This is a genomic window from Cupriavidus sp. D384, from assembly GCF_001652915.1.
In the GTDB taxonomy this organism is placed as follows: Bacteria; Pseudomonadota; Gammaproteobacteria; order Burkholderiales; family Burkholderiaceae; genus Cupriavidus.
Window position 1 is genome coordinate 140,802 of the sequence record NZ_BBQI01000090.1, and the last position, 21,248, is coordinate 162,049.

Annotated in this window: 19 protein-coding genes; 13 read left to right on the plus strand and 6 right to left on the minus strand. The window is 66.7% G+C overall.

Annotated features, from left to right (window positions below; genetic code table 11):
• Position 1: 1 nt before the first annotated feature.
• Entirely contained in the window at positions 2 to 700 is a 699-nt protein-coding gene (locus tag A9J21_RS18425) for a GntR family transcriptional regulator (RefSeq protein WP_156545999.1), read from the minus strand.
• Positions 701 to 949: 249 nt separating this feature from the next.
• On the opposite strand from A9J21_RS18425, the gene A9J21_RS18430 reads away from it, so the two are divergent.
• A complete protein-coding gene (locus A9J21_RS18430) occupies positions 950 to 1,735 on the plus strand; it encodes an IclR family transcriptional regulator (protein ID WP_066738260.1) in 786 nt (261 codons plus the stop codon).
• A gap of 26 nt (positions 1,736 to 1,761) precedes the next feature.
• On the opposite strand, the gene A9J21_RS18435 is transcribed toward A9J21_RS18430, so the two are convergent.
• On the minus strand, positions 1,762 to 3,009 hold the full coding sequence (locus A9J21_RS18435) for a Zn-dependent hydrolase (RefSeq protein WP_066738262.1): 1,248 nt from the start codon (positions 3,007 to 3,009) through the stop codon (positions 1,762 to 1,764).
• Positions 3,010 to 3,273: 264 nt separating this feature from the next.
• Here A9J21_RS18435 and A9J21_RS18440 point away from each other — a divergent pair, with 264 nt between their 5' ends.
• The 7 genes from A9J21_RS18440 (at position 3,274) to A9J21_RS18470 (ending at position 10,658) form a co-directional block, all read left to right on the plus strand.
• Positions 3,274 to 4,851 (plus strand): ABC transporter substrate-binding protein, encoded by a 1,578-nt coding sequence (locus A9J21_RS18440; protein WP_231906985.1) that lies wholly within the window; start codon positions 3,274 to 3,276, stop codon positions 4,849 to 4,851.
• Positions 4,852 to 4,956: 105 nt separating this feature from the next.
• Positions 4,957 to 5,907: an ABC transporter permease gene (locus A9J21_RS18445; protein WP_066738265.1), complete on the plus strand. Its 951-nt coding sequence runs from the start codon at positions 4,957 to 4,959 to the stop codon at positions 5,905 to 5,907.
• Positions 5,908 to 5,917: 10 nt separating this feature from the next.
• Positions 5,918 to 6,805 carry an ABC transporter permease gene (locus A9J21_RS18450; protein ID WP_066738269.1) on the plus strand — a complete coding sequence of 296 codons (888 nt, stop codon included), beginning with the start codon at positions 5,918 to 5,920 and terminating at the stop codon, positions 6,803 to 6,805.
• Between the two features lie 2 nt (positions 6,806 to 6,807).
• Positions 6,808 to 7,902, plus strand: coding sequence for an ABC transporter ATP-binding protein (locus A9J21_RS18455; RefSeq protein ID WP_066738272.1), 1,095 nt, complete (start codon positions 6,808 to 6,810; stop codon positions 7,900 to 7,902).
• Positions 7,903 to 7,918: 16 nt separating this feature from the next.
• Positions 7,919 to 8,941, plus strand: coding sequence for an ABC transporter ATP-binding protein (locus A9J21_RS18460; RefSeq protein ID WP_066738277.1), 1,023 nt, complete (start codon positions 7,919 to 7,921; stop codon positions 8,939 to 8,941).
• A gap of 35 nt (positions 8,942 to 8,976) precedes the next feature.
• On the plus strand, positions 8,977 to 10,167 hold the full coding sequence (locus A9J21_RS18465) for an amidase (RefSeq protein WP_066738911.1): 1,191 nt from the start codon (positions 8,977 to 8,979) through the stop codon (positions 10,165 to 10,167).
• A 77-nt stretch (positions 10,168 to 10,244) separates the two neighbouring features.
• On the plus strand, positions 10,245 to 10,658 hold the full coding sequence (locus A9J21_RS18470) for a DUF3830 family protein (protein ID WP_066738280.1): 414 nt from the start codon (positions 10,245 to 10,247) through the stop codon (positions 10,656 to 10,658).
• A 32-nt stretch (positions 10,659 to 10,690) separates the two neighbouring features.
• Here A9J21_RS18470 and A9J21_RS18475 read toward each other — a convergent pair whose 3' ends face one another.
• Positions 10,691 to 11,548, minus strand: coding sequence for an NmrA family NAD(P)-binding protein (locus tag A9J21_RS18475; protein WP_066738283.1), 858 nt, complete (start codon positions 11,546 to 11,548; stop codon positions 10,691 to 10,693).
• Between the two features lie 117 nt (positions 11,549 to 11,665).
• Between A9J21_RS18475 and A9J21_RS18480 the strand changes: the two genes are divergently transcribed.
• Both A9J21_RS18480 and A9J21_RS18485 read left to right on the plus strand, forming a co-directional pair.
• Entirely contained in the window at positions 11,666 to 12,583 is a 918-nt protein-coding gene (locus tag A9J21_RS18480) for a LysR family transcriptional regulator (protein WP_066738912.1), read from the plus strand.
• Positions 12,584 to 12,627: 44 nt separating this feature from the next.
• Positions 12,628 to 12,864 carry a hypothetical protein gene (locus A9J21_RS18485; protein WP_066738285.1) on the plus strand — a complete coding sequence of 79 codons (237 nt, stop codon included), beginning with the start codon at positions 12,628 to 12,630 and terminating at the stop codon, positions 12,862 to 12,864.
• Between the two features lie 39 nt (positions 12,865 to 12,903).
• Here the strand turns inward: A9J21_RS18485 and A9J21_RS18490 are convergent, their stop codons facing one another.
• Both A9J21_RS18490 and A9J21_RS18495 read right to left on the minus strand, forming a co-directional pair.
• Complete coding sequence (locus A9J21_RS18490) at positions 12,904 to 16,014, minus strand: efflux RND transporter permease subunit (protein WP_066738290.1); 3,111 nt, start codon at positions 16,012 to 16,014, stop codon at positions 12,904 to 12,906.
• Positions 16,015 to 16,023: 9 nt separating this feature from the next.
• Positions 16,024 to 17,181 carry an efflux RND transporter periplasmic adaptor subunit gene (locus A9J21_RS18495; RefSeq protein ID WP_231906971.1) on the minus strand — a complete coding sequence of 386 codons (1,158 nt, stop codon included), beginning with the start codon at positions 17,179 to 17,181 and terminating at the stop codon, positions 16,024 to 16,026.
• A 506-nt stretch (positions 17,182 to 17,687) separates the two neighbouring features.
• On the opposite strand from A9J21_RS18495, the gene hpnD reads away from it, so the two are divergent.
• Positions 17,688 to 18,518 carry a presqualene diphosphate synthase HpnD gene (gene hpnD / locus A9J21_RS18500; RefSeq protein WP_066738913.1) on the plus strand — a complete coding sequence of 277 codons (831 nt, stop codon included), beginning with the start codon at positions 17,688 to 17,690 and terminating at the stop codon, positions 18,516 to 18,518.
• Positions 18,519 to 18,608: 90 nt separating this feature from the next.
• Positions 18,609 to 19,871, plus strand: coding sequence for a Zn-dependent hydrolase (locus A9J21_RS18505; RefSeq protein ID WP_066738296.1), 1,263 nt, complete (start codon positions 18,609 to 18,611; stop codon positions 19,869 to 19,871).
• On the opposite strand, the gene A9J21_RS18510 is transcribed toward A9J21_RS18505, so the two are convergent.
• The gene (locus A9J21_RS18510; RefSeq protein ID WP_231906972.1) at positions 19,872 to 20,165 is read right to left on the minus strand and encodes a hypothetical protein; all 294 of its coding nucleotides are present in this window, start codon (positions 20,163 to 20,165) and stop codon (positions 19,872 to 19,874) included.
• 358 nt (positions 20,166 to 20,523) lie between these two features.
• On the opposite strand from A9J21_RS18510, the gene ompR reads away from it, so the two are divergent.
• The gene (ompR, locus tag A9J21_RS18515) at positions 20,524 to 21,246 is read left to right on the plus strand and encodes a two-component system response regulator OmpR (RefSeq protein ID WP_010810107.1); all 723 of its coding nucleotides are present in this window, start codon (positions 20,524 to 20,526) and stop codon (positions 21,244 to 21,246) included.
• The last annotated feature ends 2 nt before the right edge of the window (positions 21,247 to 21,248 follow it).

Here is a 21,248-nt window from a genome sequence, read left to right on the forward strand (position 1 = left end):
GTCAGAGTGTCCGGATGATGTTCTTCCGGAATTCGTCAATGTGTTCGCGGATGGCCTCGCGCACCGCCGGCACGTCGCGGCGTTCCAGCGCGTCGACGATTTCCAGGTGCTCCTGGTAGACGTTTTCCAGGTGCTGCGGATCGGACAGCGAGAGGAACCAGAAACGCGCCTGCTTCTCATGCAGGCCGCGCAGCAGTTCGGCCAGCACGCGATTGCGCGATGCGGCCGACATGGCGGTATGGAACTTCAGGTCCAGCGATGCCAGCGCCGGGATATCGCGCCGGGCGATCAACTCTGGCGAGCGGTCGACGATCTCGCGCATTGCCTTGAAATCGCTGTCGTGACCGCGCTCGCAGGCCAGCGTGGCGCACAGCACCTCGTTGGTGGCGCGCACTTCGATCATGTCGAGCACTTCGTTCAGCGACAGCGGCGACACCAGCACGCCCTTGCGCGGCAGGATCGACACCAGCCCTTCCACTTCCAGCCGATGCAGCGCCTGGTGGACCGGGGTGCGGCCCAGGCCCAGCAACGCGGCCACCTGGGCCTCGTTCAGCGGTTCGCCCGGACGGAACTCGCACGCGATGATGCGTCGCTTGATTTCGGTATAGGCCTGCTCGCGCATTGCCGCGCCGCTCTGGGCGGGGGTGGCCGCTGCGGGCGCCGGGTCGGCGGCACCGACCAGTCGAATGGGATTCACCACGGCGGAATCAGAGTCTGTTCGTTTGAAGTTGTTGTGATACTAGTGTGATATTTCACTGCGCACAACCCGGAATTTTATAGGGGTAAACACCACCAAGCGCCCGCCGGCTCGCCATGTGACGGCGATTGCGCCTATCATGAGCCGTCCGCAGAAAATCGATAATCGATACATAAATATCTTGGTGCAATATTCAGCCATCGTGGTGCAGCGGATCACGACGATGGTGCCGAATCCGGATTCACACCTGTTATGGCCATCACTGACGGCGACCGCCCCGACCCGCTCTTCAACCAGTCACTGGAAAAAGGGCTCGAAGTCCTGCGCGCGTTCAGCGCCGTGCATCGCACGCTGACCCTGGTGGAACTTGCCGCGCTGACCGGCATGACGAAGAGTTCCGCCCAGCGCACCGTCCATACGCTGGAGCGGCTTGGCTACATCGACAAGCACCCGCAGACGCGCCGTTTCCGGCTGACGCCCAAGGTGATGGAGATCGGCTACAACTACCTGGCGGCCGACGCATTGATCCCGATTGCCAGCCCCTATCTGTCGCAACTGGCCAATGCCAGCGGCGAGACGGCCAATCTCACGGAGCCCGTGGGGCTCGACATGGTCTACGTTGCGCAGCTCATGACCGCCAAGCACATGCCCGTGCTGACGCCGGTGGGCATGCGGATTCCGATGTACTGCACGAGTTCGGGCCGCGCCTACCTGAGCAAGCTGCCCGACGACCAGGTGCGCGCGATGCTCGAAGCCTCTGCGCGGCAGGCGCGCACGCCAGCCACGCTGACCGATATCGACGCCATCTTCGAGCAGGTGGTGGCGTGCCGCGGCCTGGGCTATGCGTGCAACGAGGAAGAGCTGTTCCTGGGGGACATGGGCATTGGCGCGCCCATCGTGAACAGCCGTGGCGAGGCCGTGGGCGCGGTGCATGTGTCACCGCCGGCCAGCCGCTGGACCATGGCCGAGGCGCAGAAGAAGCTCGGGCCGCTGGTCATTGAATGCGCGTGGGCGATCTCGCGGTCGATCGCCCACTGATCCCACCGTTGCGCTCGGGGCAGCCCTTAGCGCGCGTGCTCCAGCATCGCCTGCAGCAGCACGTTGGCGCCGGCCTCGATATGCTCGGGCAGCGCGTCTTCCAGCTCGTTATGGCTGATGCCGTCCTTGCAGGGCACGAAGATCATGCCCGTGGGCGCGCGCTGGGCCACGTACACGGCATCGTGCCCCGCCCCGCTCACCACATCCATATGCGGCAGGCCCAGTGACGCCGCCGCGCGCCGCACGCTGTCCACGCACGCGGGCGCAAAGATGCAGGGCTCGAACTTGACCACCTGACGCACGTCCACCTTGACGGCGGCGGCGTCGGCAATGCCCGCGAACGCGGCACGCATCGCCGCATCCATGCGGTCGAGCCCGGCCTGCGACAGGTTGCGGAAATCCACCGAAAAGTCCACGCGCCCCGGAATCACGTTGCGCGAATTGGGCTTGACCTCCACAAAGCCCACGGTGCCGCGGCCCTGCGGCGCCTCGTCGCGCGCAATGCGGTTGACGGCCTCGATCATCCGTGCCGACGCCAGCAGCGCGTCGTGGCGTAGCGCCAGCGGCGTGGGGCCGGCATGCGCGTCCTGGCCGGTCACGGTCACGTCGTACCACTGCTGGCCCAGCGCGCCGCTGACCACGCCAATCGGCAGGCCGGCCGCTTCCAGCACCGGCCCCTGCTCGATATGCGCCTCGAAGTAGGCCGCATACATGCCGCCCGGCACGTGGCCGGCGGGCTGTGCTCCAAGGTAGCCGATGGCTTCGAGCGCATCGCCCACGCTGACCCCGTCGCGGTCCTGCTGCGCACGGGCGAATGCCCCGTCGAACACCCCGGCGAAGACGCCCGATCCCATCATCACCGGCGTAAAGCGGGTGCCTTCCTCGTTGGTCCAGAACGCCACCTCCAGCGGTGCGCGCGTGGAGACGCCCAGGTCGTTGAGCGTGCGCATGACCTCCAGCCCGGCCAGCACACCGAAATTGCCGTCAAATTTGCCGCCCGATGGCTGGGTGTCGATATGGCTGCCGGTGGCTACGGCCGGGGCGTCGGGGTCGGTGCCGGCGCGGCGCGCAAAGACGTTGCCGATCTCGTCCACGCGTACGTCGAGCCCGGCCTCGCGGCACCACTGCACCACCAGGTCGCGGCCCTTGCGGTCCTCGTCGGTCAGGGCGATGCGGCACACGCCGCCCAGGGGCGTGGCGCCGATCGCGCCCAGGTCCATCAGCGATTGCCACAGGCGGGCGCCATTGATGCGGGGAGTGAATTGCGAATCCATGTCTGTGTTGTCTGCGGTGGGTGATATCGAAGCAACCACCCAGCAAGAAGCAGACCACCGGCACCGACGATCCGTCGATGGTGCATGCGCACTGGCACATCAATTGCTAGTTCGAAACCGAACACAGCGTTCAACCCATCCCCCAAACCAGGAGCCCTGCCTGTGACCCCCTCCACGAATCCCCGCGCGAAAGGTTTCTCCGCTGTCATCCGTTCGGCTTCGGCTGCCGTCGCCCTGTCGCTGCTGGCCCTGCCCGGCGCCGCCATGGCCGACAAGGTGCTGCGCATCGGCATGACCGCCGCCGATATCCCCCGCACGCTGGGCCAGCCCGACCAGGGTTTCGAAGGCAACCGCTTCACCGGCATTCCGATGTACGACGCGCTGACCGCCTGGGATCTGTCAAAGAGCAACGGCCCAAGCCTGCTGGTGCCCGGCCTGGCTACCGAGTGGAAGGTCGACGACAAGGACAAGACCAAATGGACGTTCAAGCTGCGGCCCGGCGTGAAGTTCCACGACGGCTCGCCGTTCAATGCCGATGCCGTGGTCTGGAACGTCAACAAGGTGCTCGACAAGACCGCCAAGCAGTTCGATCCGAGCCAGGTGGGCGTTACGGCATCGCGCATGCCCACGCTGCGCAGCGCGAAGAAGATCGATGACCTGACCGTGGAGCTGGTGACGTCCGAGCCTGATTCGTTCCTGCCCTACAACGTATCGAACCTGTTCATGGCGTCGCCCACGCAGTGGGACAAGAAGCTGGCCGCCGTGCCGGCGTCGGTGACCGACCCGGCCGAGCGCAGCAAACAGGCATGGGTGGCGTTCGCCGCCGACGCGTCGGGCACGGGACCCTTCAGGATGACGCGTTTCGTGCCGCGCGAGCGCCTGGAACTGGCAAAGAACGCCAGCTACTGGGACCCGAAGCGCACCCCGAAGATCGACAAGGTGGTGATGGTGCCGATGCCCGAGGCCAACGCGCGCACGGCGGCGCTGCTGTCCGGCCAGGTGGACTGGATCGAGGCCCCCGCGCCTGACGCCATCGCGCAGATCAAGAGCCGTGGCTTCGATGTCTACGCCAACGCCCAGCCGCATATGTGGCCGTGGCAACTGTCGTTCGCGCCGAATTCGCCGTGGCTGGACAAGCGCGTGCGCCAGGCCGCCAACCTCTGCGTGAACCGCGCGGGCCTGAAGACGCTGCTGGGTGGCTACATGGCCGAGGCCAAGGGCATTGTCGAAGCCGGCAACCCGTGGTGGGGCAATCCCAAATTCGACATCAAGTACGACCCGAACGCCGCACGCAAGCTGATGAGCGAAGCCGGCTACTCGGCCGCCAAGCCGGTCAAGGTCAAGGTGCAGGTGTCGGCGTCCGGCTCGGGCCAGATGCAACCGCTGCCGATGAACGAGTATGTGCAGCAGAACCTCAAGGAGTGCTTCTTCGACGTTGACTTCGACGTGGTGGAGTGGAACACGCTGTTCACCAACTGGCGGATCGGCGCCAAGGACCCGAGCGCCCACGGCACCAACGCCATCAACGTGAGCTTTGCGGCGATGGACCCGTTCTTCGCCATGGTCCGCTTCGTCAGCACCAAGACCCAGCCGCCTGTCTCGAACAACTGGGGCTACTTCGGCAATGCCGAGTTCGACAAGCTGATCGAAACCGCGCGCACGTCGTTTGGCGAGAAGGATCGTGATGCCGCACTGGCCAAGCTGCACGCGCGCATCGTCGAGGAATCGCCGTTCGTGCTGATCGCCCACGACGTGGGCCCGCGCGCGATCTCGAAGAAGGTCAAGGGCGTGGTGCAGCCGCAGAGCTGGTTCATCGACATCGCGACGATGTCGATGGACTGAGGCTCTGCTAGCTCCCCTCTCCCGTGCAACGGGAGAAGGGAGCCTGCTTCAGACGGTCAAGACGATTCAAACGGTTCAGCAATCCCCACAAGCCGGCCACAGACCATGACTTACCTGCTCCGCCGCATCGTGTATGCGCTGCCGATCCTGCTTGGGGTCGCCCTGCTCTGCTTCTCGCTGGTCCATATCGCGCCCGGCGATCCGCTCGTGTCGGTGCTGCCGCCCGACGCGTCCGAAGACCTCCGGCGCCAGCTGACCGCGCTGTACGGCTTCGACAAGCCGTTCCTGGAGCAATTTCTCCATTGGCTCGTGCGTGCGCTGCATGGCGACCTGGGGACGTCCATCGCCACTAACCGGCCCGTGATGGCCGAAGTGTCGAACGCGGTCATCAACTCGATCCGCCTGGCGGCGGTGGCAACGCTGATCGGCTTCACGTTCGGCAGCCTGTTCGGCTTCGTGGCTGGCTACCTGCGCGATTCGGTGCCCGACCGCGTCGCGTCGTTCCTGTCGGTGCTGGGCGTCAGCATCCCGCACTACTGGCTGGGCATGGTGCTGGTCATCGCGTTCTCGGTGCTGCTGGGCTGGTTGCCGGCCACCGGCGCCGGCCCCGATGGGTCGGGCTCATGGCGATGGGACTGGGAACACATCCAGTACATGCTGTTGCCGGCCGTGACGATGTCGGTGATCCCGATGGGCATCGTGGCGCGCACCATCCGTGCGCTGGTGGCCGAAATCCTGTCCAACGAGTTCATTGTCGGGTTGCGTGCGCGGGGCTTGTCCGAGTTCGCGGTGTTCCGGCATGTGGTCAAGAACGTGGCGCCTACCGCGCTGTCGGTCATGGGCCTGCAGCTCGGATACCTGCTGGGCGGCTCGATCCTGATCGAGACGGTCTTCTCGTGGCCCGGCACGGGCTTCCTGCTGAACTCGGCCATCTTCCAGCGCGACTTCCCGCTGTTGCAGGGCACGATCCTGGTGCTGGCCGTGTTCTTCGTGCTGCTCAACCTGCTGGTCGACGCGCTGCAGACGCTGTTCGACCCGCGCATCCAACGGAACTGAGGAGCCTGCCATGGAAATGACGCTGAACAAGGCCGTGGCGCCGCTGCCGGTGGAACGCTCGCCCGGTTACTGGACCACCGTGGGCCGCCGCCTGCTGCGCAACAAGCTGGCAATGCTGGCCGCGCTGATCCTGCTGGCGCTGATCGGGATGGCGATCTTTGCGCCCGCGCTGATGCCGGCCAACCCGTATGCCGCGTCGATCCTCAAGCGCCTGAAGCCGATCGGCTTCGAGGGCTATCCGCTCGGCACCGACGAACTGGGCCGCGACATGCTGTCGCGCCTGATGCTCGGCGCGCGGCTGTCGCTGTTCATGGGCATTACGCCCGTGTTGCTGGCGTTCGTGATCGGCAGCGCCATCGGCATCGTGGCCGGCTATGCCGGCGGCTGGACCAACACGGTCATCATGCGCCTGACCGACATCCTGTACGCGTTCCCGTCGGTGCTGCTGGCGATCGCGCTGTCGGGCACGCTGGGCGCGGGCGTGGGCAATGCGCTGCTGTCGCTGACCATCGTCTTCGTGCCGCAGATCGTGCGCGTGGCCGAGAGCGTGACCACCCAGGTGCGCAACCGCGAATTCGTCGATGCGGCGCGGGCATCGGGTGCCTCGTCGCTGACCATCGTGCGGGCGCACGTGCTCAACAACGTGCTGGGGCCGATCTTCGTCTACGCCACCAGCCTGATCTCGGTGTCGATGATCCTGGCATCCGGTCTGTCGTTCCTGGGCCTTGGCGTCAAGCCGCCCGAGCCCGAATGGGGCCTGATGCTCAATACGCTGCGCACGGCCATCTACACGCAGCCGTGGGTGGCCGCACTGCCCGGCGCGATGATCTTCCTGACCTCGATCTCGTTCAACCTGCTGGCCGACGGCATCCGCTCGGCCATGGAAATCAAGGAGTGAGCATGGCCGAGACGCTGGCAATCCCCAATCCCGCAGCACCCGGCGCTGCCGCCGTCGATGTGGGCGGCCCGGCCCAGCCGCTGGTCATCGCACGCGACCTGGTCAAGCATTTCCCGCTGAAGTCGGCGGTGCCGTTCCGCCCCGGCGGCGTGGTACGCGCCGTCGATGGCGTCAGCTTCGATGTGCTCAAGGGCGAGACGCTGGGCGTGGTGGGCGAATCGGGCTGCGGCAAGTCCACCACGGCGCGGCTGCTGATGCAGCTGACGCCGCACGACAGCGGCGAACTGATCTTCGACGCACAGGGCGTGGGCTCTCCGCAGTTGCCGATGAAGGCCTTCCGCAGTCAGGTGCAGATGGTGTTCCAGGACAGCTATTCGTCGCTGAACCCGCGCCTGACCATCGAGGAATCCGTGGCATTCACGCCGCGCGTGCATGGCGTGCCGGCCCGGGAAGCCACCGAACGGGCGCGCTACCTGCTGGAGCGCGTGGGACTGGAGCCGAAGCGCTTTGCCGGCCGCTATCCGCACGAACTCTCGGGCGGCCAGCGCCAGCGCGTCAATATCGCCCGCGCCCTGGCCCTGCGGCCGCGCCTGGTGATCCTGGACGAAGCGGTGTCCGCCCTGGACAAGTCCGTGGAAGCCCAGGTGCTGAACCTGCTGCTGGACCTCAAGGCCGAGTTCGACCTGACCTATGTGTTTATCAGCCATGACCTCAACGTGATCCGCTATCTGTGCGACCGCGTGATGGTCATGTACCTGGGCAAGGTGGTGGAGATCGGCGACACCGAATCGGTCTACGCCAATCCCGCGCACCCGTACACGCGCGCGCTGCTGGCGTCGATGCCGTCGATGGACCCCGACCACCGCACGCTGGCCGCCCCGCTGGCCGGCGACCCGCCCAATCCGATCAATCCGCCGCCGGGCTGCAGCTTCCATCCGCGCTGCGCCCGTGCCGAGCCGGTCTGCGAACGCCGCGCACCGGTGCTGTCCGACGCGCTGGCCGGTCATCCGGTGTCGTGCCTGATGGCGATGCCAGACGGCGGCCACTCGCTGCCGCTGCGCCGCATGACGCCCGGCCTGCACGCCGCCACGCCCTGACTTGCGGGAGATTTCGATGTCCAAAGACTCCACAACCTCCACTGCCCCGACCACCCCGGCCGTCTCGGTGCGTGACCTGCGGGTGACGTTCTCGGGCGGCGGCAAGACCATCCAGGCCGTGAACGGCGTGACGCTCGACGTCGCGCCGGGCGAGGCGGTCGCCCTGATCGGCGAATCGGGTTCTGGCAAGAGCGTGACGCTGCGCGCGCTGATGCGCCTGCATCCGCCACGCCGCACAACGATGCAAGGCGACATCCGTGTCGATGGGCAGGACGTGCTCAAGCTCGACAAGCGCGCGCTGGCCCGCCTGCGCGGCGGCACCGTGGCCATGGTGTTCCAGGAACCGCTGCTGGCGCTCGACCCCGTGTACACGGTGGGCCAGCAGATCGTCGAATGCATCCGCACCCATCGCAAGGTATCGAAGACCGAGGCCCGGGCGCTGGCGCTCAAGGCGCTGGAATCGGTGCGGATTCCCAGCCCGGAGCGCCGCCTGGCCGCCTATCCGCACGAGATGTCGGGCGGCATGCGGCAGCGCGCCATGATCGCCCTGGCGCTGTCCGCCCAGCCGAAGATCCTGCTGGCCGACGAGCCGACCACGGCGCTTGACGCCACGGTGCAGATCCAGGTGCTGATCCTGCTGCGCGAACTGCAGCGTGAACTGGGCCTGTCGATCGTTTTCGTCACGCACGACATCGGCGCGGCGGTGGAGATCGCCGACCGCGTGGCGGTGATGTACGGCGGCCGCATCGTGGAGGAAGGCCCGATCCGCACGCTGATGCGCGAGGCGCGCCATCCGTACACCATCGCGCTGCTGCAAAGCCGCCAGCACGGCATGGATCGCGGGCAGCGCCTGCAGACCATTGGCGGCGCGCCGCCCGACCTGGCGAACCTGCCGCCGGGCTGCACGTTTGCGCCGCGCTGTGCGCAGGCCAGACCCGAGTGCCTGTCCGCGGTGCCGCCGGCGGTATCGCTGGGCGGCGGCCATCGCGTGAGCTGCGTGCTGGTATCCGAACCCGCGTCCAGCGAATGCGCGGCATGACCTCTTACCGTCCCGAACAAGGAAACCCGAACACCATGAGCCTGGCCACCCATCCCGCCCGTGCGTTCCTGCCCTACCCCGATGCTGCCGTGCCAAACGCGGCCAACGGCCCCCTGCGTGGCCTGACCTTCGCGGTCAAGGACCTGTTCGACGTGGCCGGCTATCCCACCGGCGGCGGCAATCCACATGTGCTGGCGCGCTCGGGCATCAAGACCGCGACGGCGCCCACCGTGCAGAAGCTGCTCGACGCAGGCGCCACGTTCGTGGGCAAGGTGCACACCGACGAGCTGGCGTTCTCGATGAACGGGCAGAACTACCACTACGGCGGCCCGTACAACGGCGCGGCGCCTGACCGCATCACCGGCGGCTCGTCGTCGGGCTCGGCGTCGGCCGTCTCTCACCAGCTCTGCGATTTCGCGCTGGGCACGGACACGGGCGGATCGGTGCGCGCGCCGGCCAGCCATTGCGGGCTGTTCGGCATCCGGCCGTCGCATGGCCGCATTTCGCTGCAGAACTGCATGCCGCTGTGCGAATCGCTCGATACCTGCGGCTTTTTCGCCCGCGATATCGCCACGTTCGCCCGGGTGGCCGACGTGCTGTTCGGCGCCGACGGCGACCCGCTGCCCAGCCGTCCCCGGCTGCTGCTGGCGTCCGACCTGTTCGAGCTGCCCACCCCGGCCGCCCGCGCGGTTCTGGCGCCAACCGTGGCGCGGATCGAAGCCATCCTGGGCAAGGCCACGCCGGTGGACGTGGCAGACCGTCCGCTGTCCGACCTGTACTGGGCCTTTCGCTACGTACAGGGCTGGGAAGCCTGGCAGGCCGACGGCGCGCTGATCGAGAACTACGGGCTGCAGCTCGGGCCCGACGTAGCCGGCCGCTTTGCCTTCAGCAAGGGCGTGACGCGGGCCCAGTTCGAGCAGTCGAACGCCGTGCGCAGCGAGTTCACCGCGCATCTGGGCCGCCTGCTGGGCCACGACGGCATCCTGGTGCTGCCGACCATGCCCGATATCGCCCCGCTGCGCGCCACGCCCATGGAAGCGCTGGAGGATTACCGCACGGCGGCGGCACACACGCTGTGCCTGACGCCGCTGTCGGGCTTTCCGCAGCTGAGCCTGCCGCTGTCGGGCCGCGACGGTGCGCCGCTGGGCATCTCGCTGCTGGGACCGAAAGGCAGCGACCGCAGCCTGATCGCCGTGGCCGAGACGCTGATGACGGCACTGGTCTGACCGGCCCGCATAGGCTAGGCTCAACTGGACCCCGCCGCCCCGTGGCCGGCGGGGACGCACAACAACAGGACAACTCCATGACCCGACTCCGCATCACCGCCGCCGGCCACACGTTTATCGCCGAGACAAACCCCGACGCCCCCGACACCGTGGCCGCCTTCACGAAGCTGCTGCCGTACCGGCAAAAGCTGATCCACGTGCGCTGGAGCGGCGAAGGGTGCTGGATTCCGCTGGGCGAATTCAAGCTTGGCGTGGGCTTCGAGAACCACACAAGCCACCCTTCGGTGGGCGATATCCTGTTCTATCCGGGCGGCTACAGCGAGACCGAGATCATCCTGGCCTACGGCAGCTGCTGCTTTGCCAGCAAGATGGGCCAGCTGGCCGGCAACCACTTCCTGACCATCGTCGAAGGCAAGGAAAACCTGCGCGCGCTGGGCACCAAGGTGCTGTGGGAAGGCGCGCAGGACGTGGTATTCGAGCTGGCCGAGTAGCGCCCCTGCGGCACCGGCCCTTCAGGCCGGCTTCAGCCGCCGCGGGCGGTCAGCCCTTCGAGCACCGCCCGCAGGGGCAGGCTGCCCTTGCGCGCCTGCCCTTCGAACCGGATCCAGCCCGCGTTGAAACCGTCCAGCATCTGCGCACGCGGCGCAGGATTGCGCATGCCCTGCGCGCGGAACAGGTTTTCCCAGCTTTGGCGCGGTACCTCGCGCGCCCGTACCGGCTTGCCCAGCAAGGCCGACAGCGCCGCCGCGATATCGAGCGGGCTGACACGCACAGGGCCTTCCAGCTCCACCACCCGCACGCCCTGCCATTCTTCCTGCAGCAGCGCGGCGGCGGTACGCCCGACATCGGCGGTAGCCACCATCGGCACGGGCTTGTCCAGCGGCTGGAGATAGCTGTCGATCACCCCGGTGACCTGGGCCGGCTCGATATCCCAGAGCGTGTTTTCCATGAACCAGCCGGCGCGCAGAAAGGCCACCGGCATCGGCAGCGCGCCCAGTTCGGCCTCCAGCATCGATAGCTGGCGCAGCAGGTTGGGCTGCTCGGCCTGGGCGCCGATGGTCGACAGGCAGACCACCCGGGCCGGCCGGGCGGCCAGCAGCGCCCGGCGGATTGCCTCGATCATGGCGCGCGACTCGGGAAATCCTTCCGACGGATCGAAGTTCGGCGGCAGCAGGATAAAGACGCCTTCCGTGCCTGAAAACGCCTGCGTCAATGCCTGGGCGTCATGCATCTCGGCCAGCGCCACGTCGCAGCCCTCGGCAGACCAGGTCTGTGCCTTCTGTTTGCTACGCACCACGGCGCGCACATCAAGGCCGGCCGCCAGCAAGGCCAACGCCACCACACCACCCACCTGCCCAGTAATTCCGGTTACCGCATACATTGCACTCTCCTGTCCGGCGCGGCACGAGCGGTGCCGCGGTGACCGAATTCTGGTCAATGCATGGCATTTCCGCGATAACATGCCAGTCACTTGATTGATGACTACGAGGCATCAACGATGCAATTCGATGCACGGCTGCTGGACGGAATCGGGGTGGTGATGGCGATCGTGGACAACGGCAGCTTCGTGCGCGCCGCCGAAACGCTCGACATGACGCAATCCGGCGTCAGCCGCGCCGTGGCCCGGCTGGAGACCCGGCTGGGCGTGCGGCTGTTCGACCGCACCACCCGATCCGTCACGCTGACCGATGAAGGTCGGCGCTTCTGCGAGGAAGTGACACCGCTGCTGGCGCAACTGGAGGAAGTCACCAGCGCCGCATCGCGCGGCGTCAGCGCCGTGCGCGGCAGGCTGCGCGTCAATATCGACCCGTACTTCTCCCGGCTGGTACTGGGCCCGCGCCTGGGCCAGTTTGTGGAGGATCACCCGAACCTGACGCTCGATCTGGTCACCCGCGACACGCTGGGCGACATGGTGGCCGACGGCTTCGACGTTGCCTTCCGCTTCGGGCATCCGCGCCATTCCACCCTGGTCGCCCGCAAGCTGATGGATGTGCGCGTGGTCACGCTGGCCGCGCCGTCCTACCTGAAGCGCCACGGGCGGCCGCAGGTGCCGGCAGACCTGGAGTCGCCCGACCACACCTGCATCCATTTCCGCGATCCGGAAACCGGGCGGCCATTTCCATGGGAATTCTGGCGAAACGACGAGCACCTGACCGTGCAGGCCCATGGCCGGCTGGTGGTCAACGAGGGCGGCACCATGCACAGTGTCTGCATGGCCGGGCACGGGATATGTCAGACGTTCGAATATGGCGCCGAGATGCTGATTGCCGAGGGCCGGCTTGTGAAGATCCTGACGGACTGGGGCGACGAGACGTTTCCGCTTTACGCGCTCTACCCATCGCGCCAGCACCTGCCAGCCAAGGTGCGCGCCTTCGTCGATTTCGTGGTCGGCATCTGCGACGCGCGGTCAGCCTGAACGCACCGAACGCACGGAACGCAAGACCGCACTGGAGACATCACATGTACATGATCTATTGGACCGAGGCCACCACCGACGGCATGGCCCCGCACGCTCAATCGTTCCCGGGCGATGCGCTCCGGGATGCGCTGCAGTTCGCCGAAGCGCTGCGCCGCCGGCAGTTTGCCGGGGAGCCGGTCAGCTTTGTGACGCTGTGCTCGGAAAACCCGAACTCGGTGGGCAAGCCCGGCGCGGCAGACCCGCCGCCGGACTACGAATGGAAAAAGCGCCGGCCCTGACCGGGCTGGCGCCTGAACACACGCCGGATCAGCGCGCCCTCACCCCGCCATCACCCCGCGTTCGTCCTCGGGCGGCTTCACGCGGAACCAGGTGGCGTAGAGCGCCGGCAGGAACAGCAGCGTCAGCACGGTAGCCACCACCAGCCCACCCATGATCGCCACGGCCATCGGCCCCCAGAACGTGGAGCGGGACAGCGGGATCATGGCCAGCACCGCCGCCGCCGCAGTCAGGATGATGGGCCGGAAACGGCGCACCGCCGATTCCACGATGGCGGTCCACGGCGGCAGCCCGGACCGGATGTCCTGCTCGATCTGGTCCACCAGGATCACCGAGTTGCGGATGATCATGCCCAGCAGCGCCGTGATGCCAAGCTGCGCGACAAACCCCATTGGCGAGTGCAGCAGCAACAGCGTGGCGGCGGCCCCGATCAACCCGAGCGGCCCGGTCAGGAACACCATCACCGCGCGCGAGAAGCTGTGCAATTGCAGCATCAGCAGCGTGAAGATCAGGAAGATGCACAGCGGCAGTTGCGCCGCGATCGACGCGCCAGCCTTGCCGCTTTCCTCCTGGGCACCGGCGATCGTGATCCGGTAGCCCGCCGGCAGCGAGGCACGGATCGGGTCCAGCTTCGGGTTGATCTGCGCGGTGACGGTGGGCCCCTGGATGCCATCGACGATATCGGACTGCACGGTGATGCCGAAGTCGCGATTCTCCCGCCAGATCACGCCCGGCTCCGACTTCAGCGTGACGCGGGCGATCTGCGTCAGCGGCACGGCGCGGCCGGTGCTGGTAGGCACCAGCACGTTGTTCAGGTCAGACATCGTGTCGCGTTCGCTGCGCGGCGTGCGCATGATGATGTCGATCAATTTGTCGGCATCGCGATACTGCCCCACCGGCACGCCCGTCAGCACGGCCTGGGTGGCACGCGCGATGGCGTTGGTCGTCACGCCCAGCGCCCGTGCCTTGTCCTGGTCCAGCTCCAGGCGCAGCATCTTGACGTTCTCGTTCCAGTTATCGTTGACGCCCACCGTATTGGGGTTGGCCGTCATGATTGCGCGCACCTGGTCGGCCACCTTGCGCACCCCGCCGGCATCGGGCCCGATCACGCGGAACTGCACCGGATACTGCACCGGCGGCCCGTTCGGCAGCAGCTTCACGCGGCCGCGCAACTGCGGGAATTCCGTCACCAGCACGCGCTCGATGCGCTTGCGCAGCGCATCGCGCCCTTCCACCGTCACCGGCATCACGATGGCCTGGGCCACGTTCGACTGCGGGAAAATCTGGTCCAGCGGCAGGTAGAAGCGCGGCGCACCGGTGCCGACGAACGAGGTCACGCTTTGCACGCCCTTGTCGCGGCGCATGGCGGCCTCGAAGCGTTTGGTCATGGCCTCGGTCTCGGCGATGGCGGTGCCCTCGGGCATCCACAGCTCCACCATCAGCTCCGGGCGGCTCGAATCCGGGAAGAACTGCTTTTCGACGTACTTGAACGCCAGCAGGCCCAGCGCGAAGGCCACCAGCGTGATGGCGATCACGGTCTTGCGCCACGTGACGCACCAGTTCACCAGTTGCCGGAAGCGGGCGTAGAACGGCGTGTCGAACACCTCGTGATGACCGCCATCATGCTCGCGGGTCTTGAGGATCAGGTAGCCCAGGTACGGCGTGAAATAGACCGCCGCCAGCCAGGACAGCACCAGCGCCAGGGACGTGACCGCAAAGATCGCAAACGTGTATTCGCCCACCGTGGAGCGCGCCAGCCCCACCGGCAGGAAGCCCGCCGCCGTGATCAGCGTGCCGGTCAGCATCGGCATGGCCGTCGAGGTGTAGGCGAAGGTGGCCGCCTCCATCTTCGAGAAGCCTTCCTCCAGCTTGCGGACCATCATCTCCACGGCAATGATGGCGTCGTCCACCAGCAGCCCGAGCGCGATGATCAGCGCCCCCAGCGATATCTTGTGCAGGCCGATGCCGAAGATGTTCATGAACAGGAACGTCACCGCCAGCACCAGCGGGATGGTCAGCGCCACCACCAGGCCGGGCCGCACGTCCAGGCGCAGCGGCCGGGTATGCAGGCCCAGCGCCACGAAGCTCACGCCCAGCACGATCACCACGGCCTCGATCAGCACGTGCACGAATTCGCCCACGCTGCGCTTGACGGCCTGGGGCTGGTCCTGCACCTGGTCCATCTCGATGCCCACCGGCAGTTGCCCGCGCAGGCCATCGGTCACGCGGCGCAGTTCCTGGCCCAGCGCGATGATGTCGCCGCCCTTTTCCATCGAGATGCCCAGCCCGATCACGTCCTTGCCGTTGAAGCGCATCTTGCTGACGGGCGGGTCCACATAGCCGCGGTACACGTGCGCAATGTCGCCCAGGCGGATATTGGCGATGCCGTTGGGCCCGCGCAGCACCAGGTTCTGCAGGTCTTCCACATCGCCCAGCTGGCCCGTGACGCGCACCTGCAGGTTGTCGGTGGGCGTGACCAGCACGCCGCTGCCCGTGGGATTGTTCTGCTCCGAGATCTGGTTGGCGATGGCGTTGATGTCCAGCCCCAGCTGGGCAAAGCGCGCCTGGTTGAACTCGATGAAGATCTTCTCGTCCTGCAGGCCCAGCAGCGTGACCTTGGCCACAGCCGGAATGCGCAGCAGTTCCTGCCGCACCAGGTCGGCGTATTCGCGCAGTTCCTTGTAGTTGAAGCCGTCGGCCGACAGCGCGTAGATGGAGCCGTAGACGTCGCCAAACTCGTCGTTGAAGAACGGCCCGCGCACGCCCTGCGGCAGGGTCTGCTGGATATCGCCGATCTTCTTGCGCACCGTGTACCAGATCTGCGCGGTGTCCTTGGCCGGCGAGTTGTCGGCCAGCTGGAAAATCACCGTGGTCTCGCCCGGCTTGGAGAAACTACGAATCTTGTCGGCGTACGGCACCTCCTGCAGCTGCCGTTCGATCTTGTCGGTCACCTGCACGGCGATCTGCTCGGCCGTGGCGCCGGGCCAGAAGGCCTGCACCACCATCACGCGAAACGTGAACGGCGGATCTTCGTCCTGGCCAAGCTGGAAGAACGCCAGCAGGCCGCCCAGCAGCAGCACCACCAGCAGATAACGCGTGAGCGGCTGGTGTTCGAGTGCCCAGCGCGACAGGTTGAAGCGGGAATGTTCCATGCGCCGCCCTCAGCCCAGGCGGCGGTCAAGGGCGCCCAGCTGCGCGCCAGGGTTCGAAGCCGGCTGGGCCGGCGCCACGCTTTGCATCGGCTTGACCTTCTGGCCCGGCTTGAGCAGATGCACGCCGGCCGTGACAATCGTCTGACCCGGCGTCAGACCCTGGCGCACTTCGATCAGGTTGCCCTGCGCGTCGCCCAACGTCACGGGCACCGGCTTGACCGTGCCACTGCCGCCCTGGCCGGGCTGGTAGATCCACACTTGGTTGGCGCCCTTGCTCTGGAGCAGCGCGGTCAGCGGCACGCGAATGGTGGTCGCGTCGCCGGTTCGTGTGAACGACACCACGGCCGTCATGCCGATGCGCAGGTCAGCAGGCGGATTGGGGATGCTGACGCGCGTGGGATAGGTACGCGTGACCGGATCGGCCGCCGCCGAAATCTCGCGCACGCGGCCCGGCAAAATCCGGCCGGGGTCCGACCAGGTATGGATCGCCACATCGGTGGTGCCGCGCAGCATGTCGACCTGATCCTCGGGCAGCCCGATGGCAACTTCCTTTTCAGCGGTCTGCGCCACGCGGATCACCGGCTGGCCCGGCGTGACCACCTGGCCCACTTCGGTGTCGATGGCGGTCACCACGCCGTCGGCGTCGGCCGTCAGTACGGCATAGCCCGTCTGGTTCGACTGGTTGCGCAGGCTGGCCTGCGCCTGGTCAAGCCGCGATGCCGCCGAATCGAAGGTGGCCTGGCGGCGGTTCAGTTCCGCCGCACTGATGAAGTTCTTGGCGGCCAGTTCCTTGTAGCGCTTCAGGTCGGCGGCGGCCAGGTCGCGGTCAGTCCTGGCCGCATCGTACTGGGCCCGCGCGCCCGATTCGGCCAGCGCCAGGTCCGTAGGATCGAGCCGTGCCAGCGGCTGCCCCTTGCGCACACTGGCCCCGACATCGACGAGACGGGCCGCAATCTTGCCGCCGACCCGGAAACCCAGGCGCGATTCGATACGCGGGCGCACCTCGCCCGAAAACTCGTATTCGGTCTTGCCCGCTGCCGGGCTGAGCTGCATCAGGCGCACCGGCCGCACATCTTCCACGGGCTCGGCCTGCTTGCCACATCCGCCCAGCACCAGCAGTCCGGCCACGGCCAGCATCCCGATGGACACCCGGGCCGTACGGGCCATCGGTGCACGGCTGCGTCTTGCGCACACGGCCTGGCGCGACTTTCGGAGGTCATCAACTTCAGCGGCCGCAACTTCCGGCCTGGCAATGGGCACTGGCATGGACAAGCGTCTTTGAGTCGGTGAAAAAGAATGAAGCTGGGTAAAGATGAACGGGGCGAAGCTGAACCTGGCGGCGGCATCGGGTACTGCGCGGGCCGGTGGCCGGATGGTGTCTCGCTGGCGCCTCGGGTTGGGCGCCTTGCTGCCGTTCGGGTCGATTCCGGACGTGTCAGAAATCGACCACAGGAAGTTAATAACTTTGCGGTCAGTAATATAGCGACCGCCCTCGAGTGCGTCAAACGCCGGATGACGAATGGCAGTATTCCGCGACAAAACGTCACGATGCCGGCGCGGCAAGCAACTTGCGCCGCAAGCATCACATCATCGGGGGCCGCCCACCCCCGTGGCCGATGTTACAATTCGCCGCTTTGGCGCCGCCCCCGCCGCCCCACCAGAAAGAGATTGGCGTGACGCCCGATCAGTATTGCCAGGACAAGGCCGCAAAAAGCGGCTCCAGCTTCTATTACAGCAGCCTGCTCCTCTCCCCCGACCGACGCCGCGCCCTGACGGCCCTGCAGGCCTGGCGCCTGGAACTCGACGCCATCGTTCACGAGAACCATGACGCCGGCGTGGCCCTGCAACGGCTGGACTGGTGGCGCGCCGAACTGCGCCGCCTGTACGAAGGCAGCCCGAATCACCCGGTCAGCCTTGCGCTGCTGCCGTTCCTGGCGGCCCTGCCCCAGGCCGAAATGAGCCAGGTGCTCGATGGCACCGAAATGGACCTCGCCCAGTCGCGCTATTTCGACGAGGGCGCGCTCGGCCGGTACTGCCGGCTGGTAGGCGGCACGCTAGGCAAGCTGACGGCACGGCTGCTGGGTTTTACCGATGAACGTACGCTGGAATCGGCGGAAAAGCTGGGCCTGTCGCAGATGCGCATCCGCATCGTGCGCGAGGTTGGCCACGACGCCCGCCAGGGCCGGGTCTATATTCCCGTGGACACCCTGCAGCGGTTCGAGGTGCCCGTGGCCGACATCATGCAGTCGCGCCATTCGCCGCAGTTTGTCACCATGATGCGCGACCAGGCGTCGCTGGCCCGCACGCTGTACCAGGAAGCGCTGGCACTGCTGCCCCGCGCCGACCGCCGGGCCCAACGCGCGGCGCTGGCGCTGGCGGCCATCCACCATGCCCTGCTCGACGAAATCGAGGCCAGCGACTTCCAGGTGCTGACCCAGCGCATTGCGCTGACGCCGATGCGCAAGCTGTGGCTGGCCTGGAAGACCTGGCTGCGCAACGGCTGAACGCTGGCGCTCCGGCGGGTCCGCCCGCCCCTCTCCGTCAGCTGTCAGTCGTTCGTTGTTAGTCGTTCGTTGTTTCCACGTGTTGATGCCATGACTCCTGCCACGCCCTCTCTTGGTCAGCTGATCCTCGATCGCGCCGACGCCCTTGCCCGGCACTCCGATATGGAAGGCGGCCTGACCTGTGCCTTCCTGACGTCCGCCCATACCCAGGCGCAGGCGCTCCTGGCGCGCTGGATGGAAGATGCCGGCATGACCGTGCGGGTCGATGCCATCGGCAACGTGATCGGCCGCTATGCCGCCGATCCGGCCGAGCCGAATCCCAAGGTGCTGATGACCGGGTCGCATTTCGACACGGTGCGCAATGGCGGGCGCTACGACGGGCGGCTTGGCATCCTGCTGCCCATCGCCGTGGTGGGGGCGCTGCGCGATGCGGGCATCCGCCTGCCCTACCACTTCGACGTCGTGGCCTTTGCCGAGGAAGAAGGCCTGCGCTTCAAGACCAGCTTCCTTGCCAGCAGTGTGCTGGCGGGCCGCTTCGATCCGGCCTTGCTGGACCGCGTGGACACCGAAGGCGTATCGATGCGCGACGCGCTGGCGCAGTCCGGCTTCCCGGGCGCCGGCGCGCTGGAGGCGCTGCGCGCCGCGGCGGTCGATCCCGCCACGCTGGCCGGCTTTGTCGAAGTCCATATCGAACAGGGTCCGGTGCTGCTGAACCGCGGCCTGCCACTGGGCATCGTGACCCAGATCGCCGGCAGTAGCCGCTTCCAGGTGCGCGTTGAGGGTCTGGCCAGCCATGCCGGCACCACGCCCATGGATATGCGCCGCGACGCCGCCACCGGCGCCGCCGAGATGATCCTGCTGGTGGAACAGCGCTGCGCCCAGGTGCCGACACTGGTCGGCACCGTGGGCCAGCTGCAGGTACCCAATGGGTCGAGCAACGTGATCCCGGCCGCATGCCTGTTCTCGATGGACATCCGCGCGGGCGAGGACGGCATCCGCGAAGCGGCCATCGCCGATATCGTGGCGGGCATCGAGGCCATTGCGGCCAGGCGTTCGCTTCAGGTCAGCGTGGAACGGGTGACGCCGGTCAATAACGCGCCCTGCGCGCGCTGGCTGATGGACCAGTTCGCGGCGGTATTGAGAAAGCGTGGGCTGGAGGCGTTCGAACTGCCCTCCGGGGCGGGGCATGACGCGATGATGATGCAGCGGATCACCGATGTGGCGATGCTGTTCGTGCGCTGCGGCAATGGCGGCATCAGCCACAATCCGGCAGAAACGATCACGGTGGAAGACGCCCAGCAGGCAGCCGAGGTGTTCGTGGATTTCCTGCGGCACTTCAGGGACGCTGGCTGATCAGCCGCCCTGGTACATTTCCTTGCCGATATCGTAGAGATTCTTGCGCAGCGTCTTGCGCTCGTCGGGCGACAGGCGCTGGCTGCCGCCGCGCTGGCCCTGGCGGGTAGCCCGCTCGGCCATGTCGCGCTCGGTCTCGGCACGATCATTGCGGCGTGGTTGCTGACGGTTGCGTTCGGGCGCCGACGGATTGCTGCCGGGGCCCGGCGGCTGAACCTTGGGGTGAAGCAGATGCGCCATGCCCGCCGATTGGGCGAATGCCGGGGCGGGTGCCGCGGCCATCAGCAGGGTCATGCCGGCCAGCCAGACCACTCGCGCACAAATTGTGCGACGCAGGGTTTGCCCGTGCCGGTTATGCTTCACTTTCATTGGATAATGGCGGTTTCGACTGTGGCCCCGGGGATTGGTCTTCAGGATCTCCGGCGGCGGCACCGGCATCGCCCCGACGACAGCAAGGCGAATGCCAGTGTCGCGGCTGGGAACAGTACGATGCCCGTGGTGACCGTTTGAATTCCGCCGGCCATGATGGCCTTGGGAAACGGTTTGCGGAGTGTAAATGCACAAAAGGTGCATGCCGCCATACCACGGGGTAAAGTATGTAACGTTTTGTTAAGCCATTTTGAGCGAAAGCGATAGTCGCTAAGATACCGCCATGGAAAATACCAGCCACAAGATTCTCGTCGTGGATGACGACCCGCGCTTGCGCGACCTGCTGCGCCGCTACCTGGGCGAGCAGGGCTTCACGGTTCTCGTGGCGGAAAACGCCACGGCCATGAACAAGCTCTGGCTGCGCGAGCGATTCGATCTGCTGGTGCTGGACCTGATGATGCCCGGCGAAGACGGGCTTTCGATCTGCCGCCGCCTGCGCGGTGCCAACGACCAGACCCCGATCATCATGCTCACCGCCAAGGGCGAGGACGTGGATCGTATCGTCGGCCTGGAAATGGGTGCCGACGATTATCTGCCCAAGCCCTTCAATCCGCGCGAGCTGATTGCGCGTATTCATGCCGTGCTGCGCCGCAAGGGTCCCGCCGAGGTGCCGGGCGCCCCTTCGGAGACGCCCGAAACGTTTGCATTTGGCGATTTCGTGCTGAATCTGGCCACGCGTACGCTGACCAAGAACGACGAGGAAATCACGCTCACCACGGGCGAGTTCTCGGTGCTGAAGGTCTTTGCCCGCCATCCGCGCCAGCCGCTGTCGCGCGAAAAGCTGATGGAAATGGCGCGCGGCCGCGAATACGAAGTCTTCGACCGCAGCCTGGACGTGCAGATCTCGCGCCTGCGCAAGCTCATCGAGCCTGACCCGAGCAACCCGCGCTTTATCCAGACGGTCTGGGGCCTGGGTTACGTCTTCATCCCCGATGGCGTGAAGTAAGT